An 18,108-nucleotide genomic window follows, 5' to 3' on the forward strand; every position below is an offset into this window, starting at 1 on the left:
CGGCCGATCGCACCATCTGGTGAAGGGACGAACGCCCACTGCCCGGAGGCTCCCGTTGCGAACGCTGCTCGCCTTTCTCTTGCTGCTTGCCGGAGCGGTTCAGGCCGTCGCGGACCCGGCCGGCTGGGCCGCGCTGAAGGCGCCTGGATCGCACGGGCTGATGCGGCACGCCAGCGCGCCCGGGACCGGCGATCCGCCGGAATTCAAGCTGGGCGACTGCTCCACGCAGCGCAACCTGGACGACGGCGGTCGGGCGCAGGCGCAGCGGATCGGCGAGGCGGCCCGCTCCGCCGGCATCGCGCCGGACGTGGTGCTGACCAGCGCGTGGTGCCGGGCGGAGGAAACGGCCCGGCTGCTCGACCTCGGCCCCGTGGAACAGGAGCCGTCGCTCAACTCGTTCTTCCAGGACCGGTCGACGGCCGAGCAGGCGACGGCCGACCTCAAGCGGCGGCTGGAGGAACTCGGGACGCGGAAGGCCATGCTGGTGACGCACCAGGTGAACATCACCGCGCTGACCGGGATCTTTCCGGCGTCCGGGGAGATCGTCGTGATCGGGCTGGGACGCTCCGGCGAGGTGGAGGTCCGCGGCCGGATCAAACCGCAATGAGCCGCCAGACGGGAAGGGAGACAGGATGACACGCTTCGGACTTCTTGTTGCAGCCGGGATCGCCGCCACCGCGGCCGCCCCGGCGATGGCACACCACGGCTGGCTCTGGGCCGAGGACGAAACCTTCGAGCTCACAGGCGTGGTGCGCGAGGCCCGGCTCGGCAATCCGCACGGCCTGCTCACCGTGGAGAGCGACGGCGCGACCTGGACCGTGGAGGTGGGGCAGCCCTGGCGCAACGAGCGGGCCGGCCTGACCGATTCGATGCTGCAGCCCGGGACGGAGCTGACGGCGAGCGGGCATCGCTCCAGCGATCCGGCGAAGACGCTGATGAAAGCCGAGCGCATCACCATCAACGGCACGCTGCACGACCTCTACCCGGACCGGGACTGACTGTCTTGGACGGGTTGATCGCCGCGATCGAGGGGCTGGAGGCGGTGCAGGCGCTGCGCGGCTCCCGCTGGGCCTATCCGCTGGTCAACGTCGGTCATGTGCTGGGACTTGCCGCCCTGTTCGGGGCCATCCTGGTGCTCGACCTGCGGCTGCTCGGCGCCTGGCGCGAAACCGACGCGGTCGCGATCGAGCGGCCTGCCGTGGCGGTGGCCGCCGCGGGACTTGCAGTCGCGATCGCGACAGGCGCGCTCCTGTTCAGCGTGCGGGCCGGCGAGTACGCGGCGCTTGGCGTGTTCTGGGTGAAGGTCGGCTTCGTGGCGGTGGGGACGTTCAATGCGGTCGCGATGCGGCTCGGCGGACTGGGCCGGCGGGTGCCTGCGCTTGCCGCCGGGATCTCGCTTCTCGCGTGGACCGGGGCGATCGTCGCCGGCCGACTGATCGGATACTGGGAGAGCTGACGCCCTCCGGCGCCATGGTGCGGCCGTTCAGCGGCAGGCGCCAGGGGTGCTCTCCCCCGCTTCGCAGCGGGACGGATCGATGTGGGTGCCAGTTCCCGGGGCGAAAGCCTGGTCGAAGGCCGACGCGAGCTGTTCGAGGCTGCGGTCAAGCGACCGGGCAGCCTCTCCGACTCCGAGCAGCAAGCCTAGTGCCAGCATCGAGGAGAGCAAGCCGTATTCAACCGCGGTGGTTCCCCGGCGGCATCGGGCGAGCCGCTTCAGCGTCTTCATCATGAGCCTCACTGTCTGCTGAGCGATGCATACATCGCCGGCCGGCCCGCGGCCTTGCCGAAAAGGGCGACGACCGCGGCGATCTGCCGAGGTCGTGGATCAAGCATCCGCGGCGTCGTCGAAACTGCCTGAGCTGTTAACGGACCCTTCACCAAGCCCGTTCCGACCGATCCAGGAACAAGCTGCCGCCAATCCTGTTGGTCTGCCGGATCCCGCCACTTGGGACTCCGCTCCCTCATCGGAGGCTTCAAGCTGGATCCGGATGACCACCCGGAGCGCCCCTTCGACATGGCCCTCGGAGCCGGGCTGCGGACCGACCAGGCATCGGCTGACGAGAAGATCCTGAGGGTCGCGATTCCGCACTGCCTGCCGATCTGGCTGTTGCCATGTGCAAAGCGCTATCAAAATGACGGATAATATCGATAGGATGGAACACAGGACGATTTCGCCAGTTTTAGAGCGAAGCATCGTCCGGGCCGGAGGCCACCATGTATCAAACGTCTCATCGAAAAGATTCCGTACTCATTTGTTTTTCACATCTTCGATGGGATTTTGTTTTTCAGCGGCCACAGCATTTATTGACGCGCGCAGCGCGGAAAAATGACGTTTATTTTATCGAGGAGCCCAAAATTGATGCTTCGGTCCGTGCACCACGCATCGACATGAAGCTGCAGCCGGAGGGCGTTACGGTCGTCGTGCCGGTTCTGCCGCCGGGCACTTCGGAGCGGATGGCGATCGAGGTGCAGCGGCGAGCACTGGAGCGGGTGCAGGCAGCCCACCGCGGAAAGCCCTCGATCTTCTGGTACTACACGCCGATGGCGCTGCTGTTCAGTGCGGAAGCCGATGCCGACCTCATCGTCTACGACTGCATGGACGAGCTCTCGGCATTCCGCGGGGCTCCGGTCGAACTCCGCCGGCTCGAACAGCTGCTGATGACGCGCGCCGACCTGGTGTTCACCGGCGGGCGCAGCCTGTTCGAGGCCAAGCGCGACAAGCACCGCAGCGTTCACGCCTTCCCCAGCAGCATCGACGCGAAGCACTTCGCGGCAGCGCGGAAATCGACGCTCGCCGATCCCGCCGATCAGGCCGGAATCGGCCGGCCACGGATCGGCTTCTTCGGGGTGGTGGACGAACGGATGGACATCGACCTGGTGGGCGCGGTCGCAGCGGCGCGGCCGGACTGGCAGTTCGTGTTCCTCGGGCCGGTGGTGAAGATCGACCCGGCAGACCTGCCGCGCGCGGCCAACATCCACTGGTTGGGCAGCAAGCGCTACGACGACCTGCCGGCCTACCTCGGCCATTGGGACGTCGGCTTCATGCCTTTCGCGATGAACGAGGCGACGCGCTACATCAGCCCGACCAAGACGCCGGAGTTCCTGGCCGCCGGCCTTCCGGTGGTGTCGACGCCGATCCGCGACGTGGTCGCGCCCTACGGCGACCGGGGCCTGGTGGAGATCGCGGCTACCGCCGAGGAGGCCGTGGGCGCGCTGGAGCGAATGCTCGCCGGGCCCAAGGCCGACTGGCGGACGCGGGTGGACAGCGTCCTCTCCGACATGTCCTGGGACAAGACCTGGGCGGAGATGAGCCGGATCATGGCGACCGCAGGTGGGTTCGCCGCCGACGAGGACACCGAGACGCCCGCGCTCAAGACGGGAGTGGCGATCAGTGCATGACTGGCTCGTCGTCGGCGCTGGCTTTGCAGGCAGCGTCATGGCCGAACGGCTGGCGCGGGTGCGCGGCGATCGGGTGCTCCTGATCGATCGCCGCCCGCACGTGGCGGGCAATGCCTTCGACACACCCGACGCGGCGGGTGTGTTGATCCACCAGTACGGACCGCACATCTTCCATACGAACTCGGAGGCGATCTTCGCCTACCTGTCCGATTTCACCGACTGGCGGCCCTACGAACACCGGGTGCTGGCGATGGTGGACGGGCAGCTGCTGCCGATCCCGATCAACCGGACCACGATCAACCGGCTTTACGGCCTTTCGCTGTCCAGCGAGGCGGAGGTGGAGGCATTCCTCGCCGCACGGGTCGAGCCTATCGAGGAGATCCGGACCTCGGCGGATGTGGTGCTGGCGCGCGTGGGGCGGGACCTCTACGAGAAGTTCTTCCGCGGCTACACCCGCAAGCAGTGGGGCGTCGACCCGTCGGAGCTCGACAAGTCGGTGACCGCGCGGGTGCCGACGCGGGCGAACGAGGACGATCGCTACTTCGGGGACCGCTTCCAGGCGATGCCGGCGGAAGGGTTCACGCGGATGTTCGAACGGATGCTCGACCACCCGAACATCGAGATCCGGCTCGGCACGGATCTCAAGGAGATCCGCGACCGCGTGCCGTTCCGGCGGATGATCTATACCGGGCCGGTCGATGAGTACTTCGGCTTCCGCTTCGGCAAGCTGCCCTACCGATCGCTGCGCTTCGAGCACGTGACGGTGGACCGGGAATGGCACCAGCCGGTGGCCGTGGTGAACTATCCGCAGACGGAAGACTTCACCCGGGTCACCGAGTACAAGCACCTGACGGGGCAGAGCCACCCGCGGACGTCGCTGACCTACGAATACCCGAGCGACGACGGCGACCCCTACTATCCGGTACCGCGGCCGGAGAACGCTGCGCTCTACAAACGCTACGAAGCCCTCGCCGACGCGGAACAAGACGTCTGGTTCGTCGGGCGGCTGGCGACCTATCGCTACTACAACATGGACCAGGTGGTCGGGCAGGCGCTCGCCACCTTCCGGCGGATCGAGGACGGCCTGGAGCGGCCGATCCGCGCCGCGGCGGAGTAGGCGCCTTGAACGGCGCAGCCGCACCCGAGGGTATCGAGATCTGGGGAGGGGTGGAATCCACCATCGCCCGGATCGGCGACGATTGGCGCGATCAGGTGTTCGAGACCGGGCACCAGCACCGGATCGAAGACCTCGACGCGGTGGCCGAGCTCGGGATCAGCGCGCTTCGCTATCCCGTGCTGTGGGAGAGCCTCGACCCGCGCCACCCCCACCATCGGGGCTGGGCCTGGCACGACGCGCGGCTCGACCGGCTGCGGGCGCTCGGCATCCGGCCGATCGTCGGGCTGGTCCACCATGGCAGCGGGCCGCGCGGGACCGACCTGCTCGACCCGGCTTTCCCGGAGAAGCTGGCCGCCCATGCGGCGGCGGTGGCCGCGCGGTATCCGTGGGTCGGCGACTACACGCCGGTGAACGAGCCCCTGACCACGGCGCGATTCAGCGCGCTCTACGGCCACTGGTATCCGCATGCCCGGGACCACAGGCTGTTCCTGAAGGCGACGCTCAACCAGTGCCGAGCGGTGGTGCTGGCGATGGCCGCGATCCGGGCGGTGAACCCCGCCGCGCGGTTGATCCAGACGGAGGATCTCGGCAAGACGTTCGCCCGGCCCGGGCTAGCATACCAGGCCGACTTCGAGAACGAGCGGCGGTTCCTGTCGTTCGATCTCCTGACCGGAATGGTGAGGCGGGACCACCCGCTCCGGCACGATCTCGGCCTCGCCGGGATCGGGGACGCCGAGCTCGACTTCTTCGAGGAGAACGCCTCGCCGCCTGACATCTTCGGCATGAACCACTACCTGACGAGCGAGCGTTTCCTCGACGACCGGCTCGACCTGCATGCCGCGCATCATCACGGCGGCAACGCCTTCCAGCGCTATGCGGACGTGGAGGCGGTGCGATCGGGCATTCCGGACGACGACATCGGACCGAAAGCCCGGCTGCGGGACCTCTGGAGGCGATACGGGCGGCCTTGCGCGATCACCGAGGCGCACCACGGCTGCAGCCGGGAAGAGCAGTTGCGCTGGCTGAAGGAATGCCACGCGGCCGCGGTTTCGGTGAAGGCCGAAGGCGCGGACGTGCGGGCCGTGACGGCGTGGGCGCTGTTCGGCGTGGTGGACTGGAGCTCGCTCCTGACCCGGCGCAACGGCCACTACGAACCCGGCGCCTTCGACGTCCGGCATGATCCGCCACGGCGAACGGCGATCGGCGGGCTGATCCGGCGACTTGCCGGGCGGAGCGGCGACGAGCATCCGGTGCTGGAGGGAACCGGCTGGTGGCATCGGCCGAACCGGCTCTACGGCCATGTGCCCAAACCGGAGCCGGTGCTCGCATCGGCAGGCCGGCGGATCCTGATCGTCGGGGCGGAGACCAGCGTGTTCGGCGCGGGCCTTGCGCAGGTCTGCGAGGTGCGCGGGCTCCACCATGTCTTCCGGAGCGACGACGCGGGACTTTCAGGCGACCTCGCCCGGGGCCGGATCTGGGCAGTCGTCGACATCCGCGCGCCGGAGAAGGTGGAGGCGGACGGGACGCGGCTAGCCGATCTTTGCGGCCGGCGGCACGTGCCTTACCTGCTGTTCTCCTGCGAGAAGGTGTTCGACGGGTCGCTGGCACGGCCCTATGTGGAAAGCGACCCGGTGGCGCCGCGCTGCGACCACGGGCATTTCCTGGCGGCGCTGGAGCGGGACAGCCTCACGGCGCATCCGGCGGCCCTGGTGGTGCGCTGCGGCCCGATCCTGTCGGCCGCAACGCCGTCGCATCCGGTGCACCGGACGATCGCCTCGCTGCTCGGTCGCGGGGCGGGGCTCGCCGGGGCGCAGCCGGCGGCCTCGTTCAGCTACGGACCGGACCTCGCCCATGCCGCGCTGGATCTTCTGATCGACGGGGCGAGCGGGCTCTGGCACCTCGTCAACGACGACGAGGACGACTGGAACGAGATCGTGGAGCGCACCGCGCAACGCGCCGGGCTGGATCTCGGAGGCTGGCGCGACACCGATCGGGCGAGGCCGTCGCGGGCCGCGGTGCGGCTCGCCTCCGAACGAGGACAGGTGATGCCGAGCCGGGAGAGCGCACTCGGGCGCTTCGTGGCGAGCAGCGGGCGAATCCTGCCATGATGCGGTCCAGGAATGTTGTAGCCGCGCATCATTCACCGTTTTTCGATCGTATTTCCTGCGCTTTGCAAACCTGGAGCGCAAGCTTGTCGACAGATGATGTCTAGATCTGCCGAAGGGCCATCTGTATTCACGATTCGTGAAGTCGTGACGCCATCGTTCAGCCGCGAATCGGCATCATCGGTGGCGCAAAGCGTCGACAAGATTGATTGACCTGCGTACGCAGACGCCCGCGATCCACGGTCTGAATCTCGGTGGAGCGGGACGCGAACGAGCAGGCGTAGCGGACCATCCAAGGGGGCGGGAAGAACCCGCGACTTCGACCATGACCAACGCGCGCATCTCACTGGACGGGACGTGGGAATTCCTCCACGTGTCGGACGATCAGGTTCCGGGGCCGATGGAGGTGCGATCGATCACCGTGCCGGGGCCCTGGCAGGCGCAGTTCGCCGATCTTCGCATGCGCGCGGGCGTGGGGATCTACCGGCGCGCGTTCACGCTGCCGGCCGGCTGGAAGCACGACCGGGTGCGGCTGGTGTTCGGGGCCGTGTTCCACAACACGAAGGTTTGGGTAAACGGCACGCCGGTCGGCGGCAACCAGGGCGGTTTCCTGCCGTTCGCCTTTGACGTGACCGAGCAGGTCGTGGAAGGCGAGAACGAGATCAAGGTGCGGGTGGAGAGCCCGACGGACAATCCGGCGGAGTTCCCGGACAGCCCGCTGGGCGAGATCCCGTTCGGCAAGCAGAGCTGGTACGGCCCGCTGTCGGGGATCTGGCAGTCGGTGCACCTGGAATGCCGGGTCGCGGACCGCATCTCGCGGATGCGGATCCGGCCGGAGCTCGGGACCGGGGAGGTCCAGGCGCGCGTGTTCTTCGCCAGCCCGCTGCCGGCGGACACCGAGGTCGACGCGGTGATCCTGGATCCGGACGGCAAGCCGGTCGCGGCGGCGGTGGTGGCGGCGAAGGCCGACAGCGAAGAGGTGGACCTTTCCTTCGCGGTGGACAGCGTCCGTGCGTGGTCGCCGGATGCGCCGAACCTCTACAGGCTGGTGGTGACGACGCTGCGCGGCGGGGCCAAGGCGGACGGGACGAGCGAGGCGTTCGGCTTCCGCACCATCGAGACACGCGACGGGCGCTTCCTGCTCAACGGCGAGCCGCTCTACCTGCGCGCCGCGCTGGACCAGGACTACTATCCGGACATGATCTGCACCGTGCCGTCGGTGGAGTTCCTGGAGGACCAGTTCCGCAAGGCCAAGGAACTCGGGCTCAACTGCCTCCGGATCCACATCAAGGCGGCCGACCCGCGCTACTACGAGGTGGCGGACCGGCTGGGCCTTCTGGTGTGGACCGAGCTGCCGAACGGGGGACTCTCCACCGAGCGGTCGCGCGGGCGGAAGGAGGCGCTCCTGAAGGGGATCGTCGATCGGGACGGCAACCACCCTTCGATCGTGATCTGGACGATCATCAACGAGAACTGGGGCGTCGACCTCGTCCATGACGCGGACCACCGGGCCTGGCTGAAGCGGACGTTCGCGTGGCTGAAGGCCTACGACCCGACCCGGCTGGTGGTCGACAACTCGCCGCTGGCGCCGAGCTTCCACGTCGAGACCGACATTGCCGACTACCACTACTATGCCAACATCCCCGACCACCGGGCCAACTGGGACGCCTTCGTGGACCGGCTGGCCAGCCGCGAGGCCTTCCTCTACAGCCAGGAGGGAGACGCGGTGATCACGGGCCAAGAGCCGGTGATCTGCTCGGAATTCGGAAACTGGGGCCTGCCCGACCCGCGCGACCTCCGGGACGCGGCGGGCAACGAGCCCTGGTGGTTCGAGACCGGGCACGACTGGGGCGACGGGATCATGTACCCGCACGGGGTGGAGATCCGCTTCTCCGACTGGAGTCTCGACCGGTTCTTCGGTTCGCTAAAGGCGTTCATCGAAGCGGCGCAGTGGCAGCAGTTCCGGGCGTTGAAATACGAGATCGAGGCGATGCGGCGACGGCCGGAGCTCGCCGGCTACGTGATCACCGAGTTCACCGACTGCCACTGGGAATCCAACGGCCTGCTCGACATGCGGCGGAACCGGCGGGTGTTCCACGAGCGCTTTTCGACCATCAACGCGGACACCGTGATCGTGCCGCAGTGGGAGCGGACGGCCTACTGGGGCGGCGAGACGATCCGGCTGGGCTGCGCGATCGCGCATGGCGGCAAGCAACCGATCGAGGGGGCACGGCTGGAGTTCGGGCTCTCCGACGTCCACCGGGTGGACGTGCCGGCAGTTCAGCCCGGCGCCGTGGTCGACCTCGGCGCGATCGAGGTGATCGCGCCGCGATTGCAGGAAGCCGGAACGCGGGAGCTGTCGTTGCGGCTGGTCGGTCCCGACGGCGCGGAGATCGCCACGAACACCGTTCCGCTGTCGCTGCATCCGCAGCGCACGCCGGCCGACGCGGACTGCCCTGTCTGGTCTGGGGACGCCGACATCGCGGAGCACATGAAGGCGCTCGGCTACCGGACCGTGGACCGGCTTGAGGACGCGGAGGTGGCGGTTGCGCGGGGCCATGACGACCGGCTGCGCCGGTTCGTGCGCGGCGGCGGTTCGATGATCCTGGTCGCGGAAACGGAGATGGCGCTGGAGCCGCTGTTTCCGCACTGGCAGAACGTGCGTGTGCAGGAGCGGAACGGCACGCACTGGGGCGGCGACTGGGCGTCGTCCTTCGCGTGGCAACGGCGGACCGGCCCGTTCGAAGCGCTGCCCGGGGGGCCGCTGATCGACGAGAGCTTCGACCGGGTGATCCCGACACACGTGATCTCCGGCTGCAACCTGATCGACTTCCAGGCGCGGGTGCATGCCGGGCTGGTGGTCGGCTGGATCCACAAGCCCGTGGCGTTGACAGTGGAACGCGGCTACGGCAACGGCCACGTGGTGGCCTCGACCTTCCGGCTGTTCCGCGACGCGGCCGGCGCCGATCCGATCGCCACGCAGCTGATCCGGGGGCTGGTGACGCTGGCCGTGCGCAAGCGGGCGAGCCGGGCGGCGATCGAGGACGCGGCGTAGTCCGCCGCGCCCCCGATCCACGGTCAGGCGAGACCGTGGACCTTCGCCAGGCTCTTCAGGAATGGCACGCCCTTCTCCAGGACCTCCTGGCGGCCGGAGGCGACGTCGCGCCAGACGCAGAGCGCGGAGGCGATCTCCGGCGGCAGCGTGACGAAGCTCTCCATCACCAGGTCGCCCTTGAAGCCGGTTTCGGCGAGGGCACGGAAGACGTCGGTCCAGTCGATGGTACCGGAGCCCGGGACGCCGCGATCGCTTTCAGACAGGTGGATGTAGCTGCAGTGCTCGCCGGCGACGCGGACGCCGTGGCCGATGCCCTTCTCCTCGATGTTCATGTGGTAGGTGTCGAGGTGGATGGTGACGTTCGGCTCGTCGAGACACTCCAGGAAGGCGAGCGACTGGGCGGCCGTGTTGAGCAGGTGGGTCTCATAACGGTTGCAGGGCTCGATGCCGATGAGCATGCCGTAGTCCCGAGCCTTGCGGGCGACGGGCTTCAGGGCCTTGGCCATGTTGGCGTATTCGCTGTCTGTAGGACGCGCGCCGGACTTCCAGCCGAGCGTCGAATAGGTGACGCCGCAGAGGATCGAGCAGCCGAGCGCGTGCGCCTTGTCGAGCGCCGGCATCAGGAAGTCGACAGCCTTTTCCGGATGGAGCGGCGCCGTCACGTCGAACGGCAGGCAGATCGAGGCGGTCGGCTCGACGCCGTGCTTCTCGAACAGGCGGCGGCTGTGCTCGGCATCGACGGCGGCCGGGTTGAGCAGGGCGATCTCCAGGACCTCCAGACCGTGCTCGGCGGCTTCCGGGATGGCGATCTCGGCCGCCTCGCGGGTCCATTCGGAGGCCCAGAGGCTGGTGTGCATGCCGACGCGGATTCTGTCGGGGCGTGAAGGCATCGGGGGTTTCCTCGGGGTATGGTTGTTATTCGGACGCCCAACGAGACACCGGGACGGGGGCGGTGGGCAAGCGCCTTGTTGCGGGGCGGGTGCGTCCGCCACTAGGCTTGTCGCGCGACGATCCGCAGAAGACCGGAGAACCAGGCGATGGCCGTGCACGTGGTGGGGAATGCCGATGTCGACCTCACCTTCGTGCTCGACAGGTTTCCGGCGCCGGGCGAAACGCTGAACGCGCGGCACGGCTTCGTGGGCCTCGGTGGCAAAGGGCTTAACCAGGCGGTGGCGGCCGCGCGGACGGGTGCATCGACGGTGTTCTGGACCGCCGTGGGGCGGGATGCAGACGGCGACCTGATCGCCGCCCAGTTGGACGTCGAAGGCATCGGCACCGCCCGGCTCGCGCGGCTCGATCTGCCGACCGACCGGTCCGCGATCTTGGTCGATCCCGCCGGTGAGAACCTGATCGCGAGCATGGTCGAGTGCGCGAGACGCTTCGATCCGGCCGGCGCGGGTCTGCTGGATGACGCCGTCGGCAGCGGCGACATCGTCGTCCTACAAGGCAACCTGACGCTCGGTGCAACCACGGGCACGATGCGCGCGGCACGTGCCGCCGGCGCGCGCGTGCTGTTCAACCCGAGCCCGCTCGGGGCGGAGGGCGTGCCGCCGCTCGACCTCGTCGACATCCTGGTGCTGAACCGGGTTGAGGCGCGGGTGATCACGGGGGAGAGCGACCCGGACCGGGCGCTCGCGGCGCTCATGGCACGCGGCGCGGGTCGCGTGCTGCTGACGTTGGGGGCGGATGGCGCGGTGGTCGCCGACGACGCGGGACAGCGCGTCATCGCGGCCGTGCCCGTCGAAGCGACCGACACGACGGGCGCCGGCGACGTGTTTGCCGGGGTGCTCGCGGGGCTGATCGCGATGGGCTGGCCGCTCGACCGGGCCGCGGCGGGGGCGAACCGGGCCGCGGCGGTGTCGGTGACGCGTCCGGGGGCGCTGGCGTCCTGCCCGAGCCGGGCGGAGATGGCGGCGCTGCTGGTGGAGGGGTGACGATTGCAGCTTCTGGTACGTTTTCGGATCGACCTCGGCTATCCTGGCGTTCGCCGGTGGGGGTGCCAGGACGGGAGGAAAAGATGCCCAAGACCGTGAAGGACATGCTCGCCGACGCGAACGCGGCGGTGCCGAAGCTCACGCCGGACGAGGCGGTCCAGCGCATGAACGACGCCAACACCCTGGTCGTCGACGTGCGGGATCCGACAGAGGTTCAGGAGAGCGGGCTGATCGACGGCGCCGTCAACGTGTCGCGCGGCATGCTGGAGTTCCGGGCGGATCCGGATAGCGCCTACTACAACCCGGCCTTCTCCAAGGACAAGACGATCCTGCTGCACTGCGCGTCGGGCGGTCGTTCCGCGCTGGCGGGACAGGTCCTCAAAGAGATGGGTTACACGTCGGTCTACAACATCGGCGGCTTCAAGGACCTGGCCGCGGCGGGCGCCAAGACGAACAAGTCCTGAAGCGAGCGGTTTCAGGCGGCGCGGTCGGCGGCCTTGCCGGTCGCGTTGCCGAAACCGATGTAGGCGCGGCTGACGTTGAGGCTGAGGGTGGAGGCCGAGGCGTCGTCCGTCTCCAGGTTGGCATACGAGAAACTCGACCGGGTGATCTCGATGCCGTCGGCGTCGATGGAGATCTCGGTACGGGACATTTCGGCGGACTGGAGCGAGAGCGAAGTCTCCGCTGTGTCCTTGTCGTTGTCCTTATCCATGCGGCCGAGGCGATTGTACACCTTGAGGGCGAGCGCGGGTTTGTCGTCGCGCAGGAACTCCAGCGCCTTGTCGAGCCGGCGGATCACCTTGGCGTCGTCGTGCGCCTTCTGGCGCATGTCGGCCACGGGATCGGACTTCGGGATGACGTTCTCCGCGGGGGCGCCATCCTCGGGAGCCGAGGCGGTGACGGAGAGGCTGGTCGACCTGGCGTAGCTGGCCGAGAGCGATACGGTGGACATGCGGGTCGTCCCGTCGGAGGAGCGCCGGTCGGGCGCGCCAGTCCCCTGAGGGTGGACCTGAATGGTAAAGGCGGCGTTTCGAGGAATCCGGGTCAGCAGAGCGTGCGGGCGAGGTCTCCATCGACGACGAGACGCTTGACGAAGCCGCCGAGCAGCAAGGCGCGGGTCGCCTCCTGCTTCTCCTCGCCGGCGGCGAGCAGGACGACGTCCTGGCGGTGGAGGTCTTCCAGGCCGATCGACGGCGTTCGGCGGTTGAGGTCGCTGTCGACGATCCGGCCGCGGGCGTCGAAGAACTTGCCGGTGGTGTCGGCGACGGCGCCGGCGGCCTTGAGGCGCTGGAACTCCTCCGGGCTGATGATGCCGCTGGAGAAGAGCAACGCGTCCGGCTTGCACTCGCCGACACTGACGAACGCGGCGTCGGCCCCCCGAGCGACCTCCAGCGTCTCCTTGACGATGCGCTGGTCCATGATCACGCGGTAGGCCTCCTCGCTGTCGAGGATGAAGGGCGCGGGAAGGAAGTAGGCCTCGCCGCCGACGATAGCGGCCAGGCGGGTGCAGACGTCGAAGGGATTGGTGGCGGCGGTGCGGGTGAGCGAGCCCATCAGCGAGACGAAGCGGGCGTCCTTCTTGCGCACGCCGGTGATGGCGTTGGTCATGGCGGCGATGGTGCGCCCCCAGCCGATGCCGATGGTGACCGGGTCCTCGGCGGCGAGCATGCGGCTGAGCAGGCCGGCGGCAGCGATGCCGACGCCGCGGCGGGCGATGTCGCTGCGGGCGGCTGACGGTGCGGCCTCGGCCGTGACCGAGAGGCCGGGGGTGACGATGGCTTCGGTCAAGCCGTAGCGCTGGCGCAGGCGATCGGCCATCAGCAGCGTTTCTGTGGTCTCGTGCTCGATCGCCACGCGCACGATGCCGCGCTCGCGGGCGTCGGCCAGCATACGGGTGACCTTGAAGCGGGAGATGCCGAGGGCCTGGCCCACCTCCTCCTGGCTCTGACCGCCGACATGGTACAGCCAGGCGACCTGTACGAGCAGGTCATCGTCGCGCACGCTTTCCAACATCCGGAATCCCCTGGTCCCGCGCGTTCGAGCACATCCGTGCAGTCCTTGCAAAAGTGTTGACACGACAGCCGGGCAAGAGCAATCTTCACATCTGTGCAGTGGATGCACAAATGTTGTTGCATCGCAGTACAGACGGTCCCGCAGCGCGGAAACCGGGGAGGAAACAAAAACATGACGATCACGACGATGACGCGGGCCCTCATGGGCGCCGCAGCGGTGGCGGCTTGCCTTGTGACGGCCGTTCCTGCCTGGGCTGTGGAAATCGCCTGGGTTCACTCCAACGCCGCGGCTCAGTCGGAGCAGCGGGCGAAAGCAGGCTTCGAGGCGTGGCTGAAGGAAAGCGGAAAGAGCGACTGGAACGTCTCCTTCCTGGACAGCAACGGCTCGGGCGAGCGTACCGCCAACAACCTCGACAACGCCGTTCAGCGCGGCGTCGACGCCGTCATCCTGTCGATGGCGGACCTTCGCGCCTCCGAGGCGATCATCACGCGGGCGGCGGCCGACGGCGTGCCGATCTTCACGATCGACAGCGGCTGGGTGCCGGGCGTGATCCAGGACGTGACGACCAACAACTGGGACATGTCGGCCAAGGTGTCGGTCTACCTGCTGGACAGCCTGGGCGGGAAGGGCAACATCATCTTCCTGCGCATGGCCGAGCACCACGGCACGCGCAAGCGCGGCGAGACGATGGCCGCTATCCTGAAGGAATACCCCAACATCAAGGTGCTGGCGGAGCACAACATCGACTACACGGCTTTCTTCGAGGACACCGTGAAGACGATGGAGGACTACGCGGCCCGGTTCGGGACAGAGATCAACGGCGTCTGGGCGCCGTGGGACGAGCCGGCGGCCGCGGCCGTCGGCGTCTTGGAGAAGAACGGCATCAAGGCGATGGTGACCGGCATCGACGGGCATCCGCAGGCCGTGGAAGCAGTGAAGAAGCCGGACAGCATGATGGTCGCCACCGTGTCCCAGCCGTTCGAGGGGATGGGCAAGCAGGTCGGCGAGTGGATCCAGGCAGTGGTCGTGGACAAGACCGACCCGGCGACGCTGTTCACCACCAAGACCACCTACATGGACGCGCCGCTGATCACCAAGTGATCGCGGCCGAGGGACCGGGGCGGACCGGGAAACCGGTCCGCCAAGCGGGCGGCGCACTCCCCTGCCCCGCCGCACCGGCCCGCCTTTTCGCGCCCCGCCTTTTTGCGCAAGGAGAGCGGCGATGACGATCCGCCTCGTCGACATCGTGAAGGAGTATCCGGGGACGACGGCGCTCTCGGGCGTCAGCGTCGACTTCCGGCCTGGCGAGGTGCATGCCATCGTCGGGGAGAACGGCGCGGGCAAGACGACGCTGGTCTCCATCCTTTCCGGCGCGAACCGGCCGACCCGCGGCCACATCGAGATCGACGGGACGGCGCGCAGCTTCGACGGGCCGCGCGCCGCGCTCGACGCGGGGATCGGGTACGTCTCGCAGGAGGGCACCCTGGTGCCGTTCCTCAGCGGGGCGGAGAACATCATGCTCGGCGCGGAGCCGGGTCGGCTCGGGGTGATCGACCGGCGGCGCGTGCTGGCGGACGCGGTGAGCGCGGCGGCGCACTTCTTTCCGGACCGGGATCTCGACCTGCAGAGCCCGGTGGAGGACCTGGACTACGCCGAGCGGAAGGTGATCGAGATCGTGCGGGCGCTCAGGGCAGCGGCGACCGTGCTGATCCTGGACGAGCCGACGGCGAGCCTGCCGGCGGCCGACAAGGAGATGCTGGTCCGCGCGATCGGCGAGCTGAAGGCGCGCGGGCTGGTGATCATCCTGATCAGCCATTTTCTCAAAGAGGTGCTCGCCCTGTCGGACCGGGTCACCGTGCTGCGCGACGGGCGGAAAGTCGAGACCTCCGACGCCGGCGGGCTCGACGAAGCCCATCTGGTGCAGCGGATGCTGGGAGCGACGGCGCAGGCCTTCCAGGAACGGCACCGGGCGCCGGTGCCGCCGGGCGAGGCGCGGCTTGCGGTCCGCGGCCTGTCCGGGGCGGGTTTCCGCGACGTGGATTTCGAGGTGCGGCCAGGGGAGATCGTCGGGCTGATCGGCCTGTCGGAGGCCGGGCAGATCGCGTTTGCCGAGGCGCTGTTCGGCGCCGGCGGACGGACGACGGGCACGATCGCCGTGGACGGCCGGACGGTGAGGATCGACGATCCGCGGGAGGCGCGGCGACTCGGGATCGGGCTGGTGCCGGACCAGCGGATGGCGAAGGCGCTCGTCGCCGAGTACTCGATCGGCGAGAACCTGGCCGTGGTGAATCTGCCGAGCACCGGGATGGGCGGCCTGCCGATCGTGGCGGGCGCGCGCGAGCGGACGAACGGGGCGGCCGTGTTCGCCCAGCTCCGGATCAAGGCGAACGGGCTGGAGCAGGCCGTCGGCGAGCTTTCCGGCGGCAACAAGCAGAAGGTTTCGATCGGCCGCTGGCTCTACGGCGTCGATGCCAGGGCGGCCTATCGGGTGCTGATCTTCGTGGAACCGACGGAGGGCGTCGACGTGGGCGTCAAGGCGGAGATCCACGACATCATCCTGAAGCTCGCCGATGCGGGCGTCGCGATCGTCGTGGTGTCGTCCGACCTCCTGGAGATCTCGCACCTCTGCGACCGTGTCAGCGTTTTCTGCGACGGGACAACCACCGCCGCGCTCGGCCGCGACAGGTTCCACGAGGATGCATTCGTGGCGGCCATGGCCGGCCGCGCGACAGGGAGGATGGGATGACCATGGCAGCCAGCGAGAGCGCGCGCCCGACCCGCAAGCCGCGATCGAAGGGCCTCTTCCTCAGGCGCTACTCGACGCTGATCGTGCTCCTGGCGATCTTCCTGGCCTTCGCCATCGGGGTCGACCGCTTCCTGTCGGTGCGCAACCTCACCAACATCCTGCAGCAGATCTCGATCCTGACCATCGTCGGTGTGGGGCTCACCTTCGCCTTCGCGGCCAAGGAGATCGACCTGTCGGTCGGATACGCCTGCGGGCTCGCCGGGCTGCTGGCGCCGCTCCTGATGGTGTGGGGCTATCCGCCGGCGCTGGCGGTGGCGGTCGGGCTTCTGGCGGGGCTGCTCGTCGGGGTGTTCAACGCGATCATGGTGACGGTCGTCGGCATCCCGTCGCTGATCGCGACGCTCGCCTCCGGGTCGATCCTGTTCGGGGTGAACTTCCTCGTCTCAGGCGGCAAGGCGATCTACGGCGGCATCCCGGAAAGCTTCACCGCAATCGGGGCGACGAATCTGGGCGGGTTGCCGGCGATCTCGATCGTGATGCTGGTGGTGGTGGCGGTCGCCTGGTTCGTGATGGAGCGGTCGTTCCTCGGACGGTACATCTACGCGGTCGGCGGCAACGCGCGGGCGGCGGAGCTCGCCGGGCTTTCGGCGCGGCGGCTGAAGGCGATCTCGCTGGTGCTCTGCGCGGTGTTCGCGGCCGGCGCCGGCGTGCTCCTTGCCGCGCGCCTCGGGTCCGGCCAGCCGAATGCCGGCGAGCGCTATCTCCTCGACGGCCTCGCCACGGTGTTCATCGGCATGACGATGATCCGGCCGGGGATCGCGACCGTGATGGGGACGCTGTTCGGCGCGCTGTTCATCGGCGTGATCAACAACGGCCTCAACCTGATCGGGCTCGACACCTTCATCCAGGACATCTTCAAGGGCGCGATCATCCTGGCCGCCGTGTCGGTGATCTCCCGCCAGACTCAGCTCAAGCTCCTGTGAGTGGCGCATAGCATGACCTCCGTTCTCATCACCGGCGTCGGGCGCGACAACATCGGCTTCGCGGCAGCCCGGCGGATCGCACGCGATGCGCAGACGCTCGTGATCGCGGACGTGCGGCCGATCCCGGAGGCGCTGATCGCCGCCATCCGGGGGGAGACGAGCGCGCGGATCGTGGCGGAGACCGTGGACGTGGCGAGCGCGGCATCGATCGACCGGCTGCTCGACGTGGCGTTCGAGGCGGCGCCCGAGCTCGACGGACTGGTCAACTGCGCCGGGATCGCCGATCCGACGCCGCCGCTCGCCATCACCATGGACGCCTGGGACCGGCTGATGACGGTCAACCTGAAGGGCACCTTCTTCGTCGCGCAGGGCTTCGTGCAGCGGCTCCTCGATCGGGGGCGGGGCGGATCGATCGTCAATCTCTCGTCGATGGCCGGGCGGACAGGGGGCAAGCATAACGGCCTGCACTACGCCGCCTCCAAGGCCGGGGTGATCTCTATCACCAAGGGGCTGGCGCGCGCCTTCGGAGAAAAGGGCATTCGCGTCAACGCCGTCGCTCCGGGTATCATCGACACCGTGATGTCTCACAACGTGAAGGGGAGCGACGATCAGGCGCGCAATTCGCCGCTCGGGCGATGGGGAACGATCGACGAGGTGGGCGAGACGATCGCCTTCCTGCTCGGACCTGGCGCCTCCTACGTGACGGGCGCCACCCTCGACGTGAACGGCGGCATCGTCTGACGCATCGCTCCTTTC

The 18,108-nt window shown here is 68.5% G+C and carries 17 protein-coding genes; 13 read left to right on the forward strand and 4 right to left on the reverse strand.

All coding sequences use genetic code 11. From position 1 onward, the window contains the following. Positions 1 to 55 precede the first annotated feature (55 nt). From HZ321_RS05560 to HZ321_RS05570, 3 genes are read left to right on the forward strand one after another with little or no spacing between them, the layout of a single operon-like run. Entirely contained in the window at positions 56 to 607 is a 552-nt protein-coding gene (locus HZ321_RS05560) for a histidine phosphatase family protein (RefSeq protein ID WP_244635580.1), read from the forward strand. Positions 608 to 632: 25 nt separating this feature from the next. Then, positions 633 to 998 (forward strand): DUF6152 family protein, encoded by a 366-nt coding sequence (locus HZ321_RS05565; protein WP_181700993.1) that lies wholly within the window; start codon positions 633 to 635, stop codon positions 996 to 998. A 5-nt stretch (positions 999 to 1,003) separates the two neighbouring features. Beyond that, positions 1,004 to 1,456, forward strand: a complete 453-nt coding sequence (locus tag HZ321_RS05570) for a hypothetical protein (protein WP_206682721.1) — start codon at positions 1,004 to 1,006, stop codon at positions 1,454 to 1,456. 27 nt (positions 1,457 to 1,483) lie between these two features. On the opposite strand, the gene HZ321_RS05575 is transcribed toward HZ321_RS05570, so the two are convergent. Beyond that, complete coding sequence (locus tag HZ321_RS05575) at positions 1,484 to 1,726, reverse strand: Flp family type IVb pilin (RefSeq protein ID WP_181700995.1); 243 nt, start codon at positions 1,724 to 1,726, stop codon at positions 1,484 to 1,486. Between the two features lie 662 nt (positions 1,727 to 2,388). Here HZ321_RS05575 and HZ321_RS05580 point away from each other — a divergent pair. From HZ321_RS05580 to HZ321_RS05595, 4 genes are all read left to right on the forward strand, one after another. Next, entirely contained in the window at positions 2,389 to 3,399 is a 1,011-nt protein-coding gene (locus tag HZ321_RS05580; protein ID WP_244635583.1) for a glycosyltransferase, read from the forward strand. After that, positions 3,392 to 4,516, forward strand: a complete 1,125-nt coding sequence (glf, locus tag HZ321_RS05585; protein ID WP_181700999.1) for a UDP-galactopyranose mutase — start codon at positions 3,392 to 3,394, stop codon at positions 4,514 to 4,516. The genes HZ321_RS05580 and glf overlap by 8 nt, the downstream gene beginning before the upstream one ends. Positions 4,517 to 4,521: 5 nt before the next feature. Continuing rightward, on the forward strand, positions 4,522 to 6,624 hold the full coding sequence (locus HZ321_RS05590; protein ID WP_181701001.1) for a family 1 glycosylhydrolase: 2,103 nt from the start codon (positions 4,522 to 4,524) through the stop codon (positions 6,622 to 6,624). A 322-nt stretch (positions 6,625 to 6,946) separates the two neighbouring features. Beyond that, positions 6,947 to 9,676, forward strand: coding sequence for a glycoside hydrolase family 2 protein (locus tag HZ321_RS05595; protein WP_181701003.1), 2,730 nt, complete (start codon positions 6,947 to 6,949; stop codon positions 9,674 to 9,676). Positions 9,677 to 9,699: 23 nt separating this feature from the next. On the opposite strand, the gene HZ321_RS05600 is transcribed toward HZ321_RS05595, so the two are convergent. Further along, complete coding sequence (locus HZ321_RS05600) at positions 9,700 to 10,566, reverse strand: sugar phosphate isomerase/epimerase family protein (protein ID WP_181701005.1); 867 nt, start codon at positions 10,564 to 10,566, stop codon at positions 9,700 to 9,702. A 147-nt stretch (positions 10,567 to 10,713) separates the two neighbouring features. Here HZ321_RS05600 and HZ321_RS05605 point away from each other — a divergent pair, with 147 nt between their 5' ends. After that, positions 10,714 to 11,610 carry a PfkB family carbohydrate kinase gene (locus HZ321_RS05605; RefSeq protein ID WP_181701006.1) on the forward strand — a complete coding sequence of 299 codons (897 nt, stop codon included), beginning with the start codon at positions 10,714 to 10,716 and terminating at the stop codon, positions 11,608 to 11,610. Positions 11,611 to 11,693: 83 nt separating this feature from the next. After that, positions 11,694 to 12,074, forward strand: coding sequence for a rhodanese-like domain-containing protein (locus HZ321_RS05610; RefSeq protein ID WP_181701008.1), 381 nt, complete (start codon positions 11,694 to 11,696; stop codon positions 12,072 to 12,074). 11 nt (positions 12,075 to 12,085) lie between these two features. Here the strand turns inward: HZ321_RS05610 and HZ321_RS05615 are convergent, their stop codons facing one another. After that, positions 12,086 to 12,562 carry a hypothetical protein gene (locus tag HZ321_RS05615; protein ID WP_181701011.1) on the reverse strand — a complete coding sequence of 159 codons (477 nt, stop codon included), beginning with the start codon at positions 12,560 to 12,562 and terminating at the stop codon, positions 12,086 to 12,088. A 92-nt stretch (positions 12,563 to 12,654) separates the two neighbouring features. After that, entirely contained in the window at positions 12,655 to 13,611 is a 957-nt protein-coding gene (locus tag HZ321_RS05620) for a sugar-binding domain-containing protein (protein WP_206682722.1), read from the reverse strand. A 183-nt stretch (positions 13,612 to 13,794) separates the two neighbouring features. Here HZ321_RS05620 and HZ321_RS05625 point away from each other — a divergent pair, with 183 nt between their 5' ends. The 4 genes from HZ321_RS05625 (at position 13,795) to HZ321_RS05640 (ending at position 18,093) form a co-directional block, all read left to right on the forward strand. Continuing rightward, a complete protein-coding gene (locus HZ321_RS05625) occupies positions 13,795 to 14,724 on the forward strand; it encodes a sugar ABC transporter substrate-binding protein (RefSeq protein WP_244635584.1) in 930 nt (309 codons plus the stop codon). Positions 14,725 to 14,845: 121 nt separating this feature from the next. Then, on the forward strand, positions 14,846 to 16,369 hold the full coding sequence (locus tag HZ321_RS05630; protein WP_181701014.1) for a sugar ABC transporter ATP-binding protein: 1,524 nt from the start codon (positions 14,846 to 14,848) through the stop codon (positions 16,367 to 16,369). Further along, positions 16,366 to 17,352 carry an ABC transporter permease gene (locus HZ321_RS05635; RefSeq protein WP_181701016.1) on the forward strand — a complete coding sequence of 329 codons (987 nt, stop codon included), beginning with the start codon at positions 16,366 to 16,368 and terminating at the stop codon, positions 17,350 to 17,352. Before HZ321_RS05630 ends, HZ321_RS05635 begins: the two co-directional genes overlap by 4 nt. Positions 17,353 to 17,364: 12 nt before the next feature. After that, positions 17,365 to 18,093 carry an SDR family NAD(P)-dependent oxidoreductase gene (locus HZ321_RS05640; RefSeq protein WP_181701017.1) on the forward strand — a complete coding sequence of 243 codons (729 nt, stop codon included), beginning with the start codon at positions 17,365 to 17,367 and terminating at the stop codon, positions 18,091 to 18,093. The last annotated feature ends 15 nt before the right edge of the window (positions 18,094 to 18,108 follow it).

This window comes from Chthonobacter albigriseus, from assembly GCF_013839445.1.
Classification (GTDB): domain Bacteria; phylum Pseudomonadota; class Alphaproteobacteria; order Rhizobiales; family Pleomorphomonadaceae; genus Chthonobacter; species Chthonobacter albigriseus.

Bases quoted from the DNA above. Each gene is read 5' to 3' on its own strand.
- HZ321_RS05605 (WP_181701006.1), top strand. From the start codon at position 10,714: ATGGCCGTGCACGTGGTGGGGAATGCCGATGTCGACCTCACCTTCGTG.
- HZ321_RS05635 (WP_181701016.1), top strand. From the start codon at position 16,366: ATGACCATGGCAGCCAGCGAGAGCGCGCGCCCGACCCGCAAGCCGCGA.
- HZ321_RS05625 (WP_244635584.1), top strand. From the start codon at position 13,795: ATGACGATCACGACGATGACGCGGGCCCTCATGGGCGCCGCAGCGGTG.
- HZ321_RS05600 (WP_181701005.1), bottom strand. From the start codon at position 10,566: ATGCCTTCACGCCCCGACAGAATCCGCGTCGGCATGCACACCAGCCTC.
- HZ321_RS05630 (WP_181701014.1), top strand. From the start codon at position 14,846: ATGACGATCCGCCTCGTCGACATCGTGAAGGAGTATCCGGGGACGACG.
- HZ321_RS05580 (WP_244635583.1), top strand. From the start codon at position 2,389: ATGAAGCTGCAGCCGGAGGGCGTTACGGTCGTCGTGCCGGTTCTGCCG.
- HZ321_RS05610 (WP_181701008.1), top strand. From the start codon at position 11,694: ATGCCCAAGACCGTGAAGGACATGCTCGCCGACGCGAACGCGGCGGTG.
- HZ321_RS05615 (WP_181701011.1), bottom strand. From the start codon at position 12,562: ATGTCCACCGTATCGCTCTCGGCCAGCTACGCCAGGTCGACCAGCCTC.
- HZ321_RS05575 (WP_181700995.1), bottom strand. From the start codon at position 1,726: ATGAAGACGCTGAAGCGGCTCGCCCGATGCCGCCGGGGAACCACCGCG.
- HZ321_RS05565 (WP_181700993.1), top strand. From the start codon at position 633: ATGACACGCTTCGGACTTCTTGTTGCAGCCGGGATCGCCGCCACCGCG.
- HZ321_RS05595 (WP_181701003.1), top strand. From the start codon at position 6,947: ATGACCAACGCGCGCATCTCACTGGACGGGACGTGGGAATTCCTCCAC.
- HZ321_RS05640 (WP_181701017.1), top strand. From the start codon at position 17,365: ATGACCTCCGTTCTCATCACCGGCGTCGGGCGCGACAACATCGGCTTC.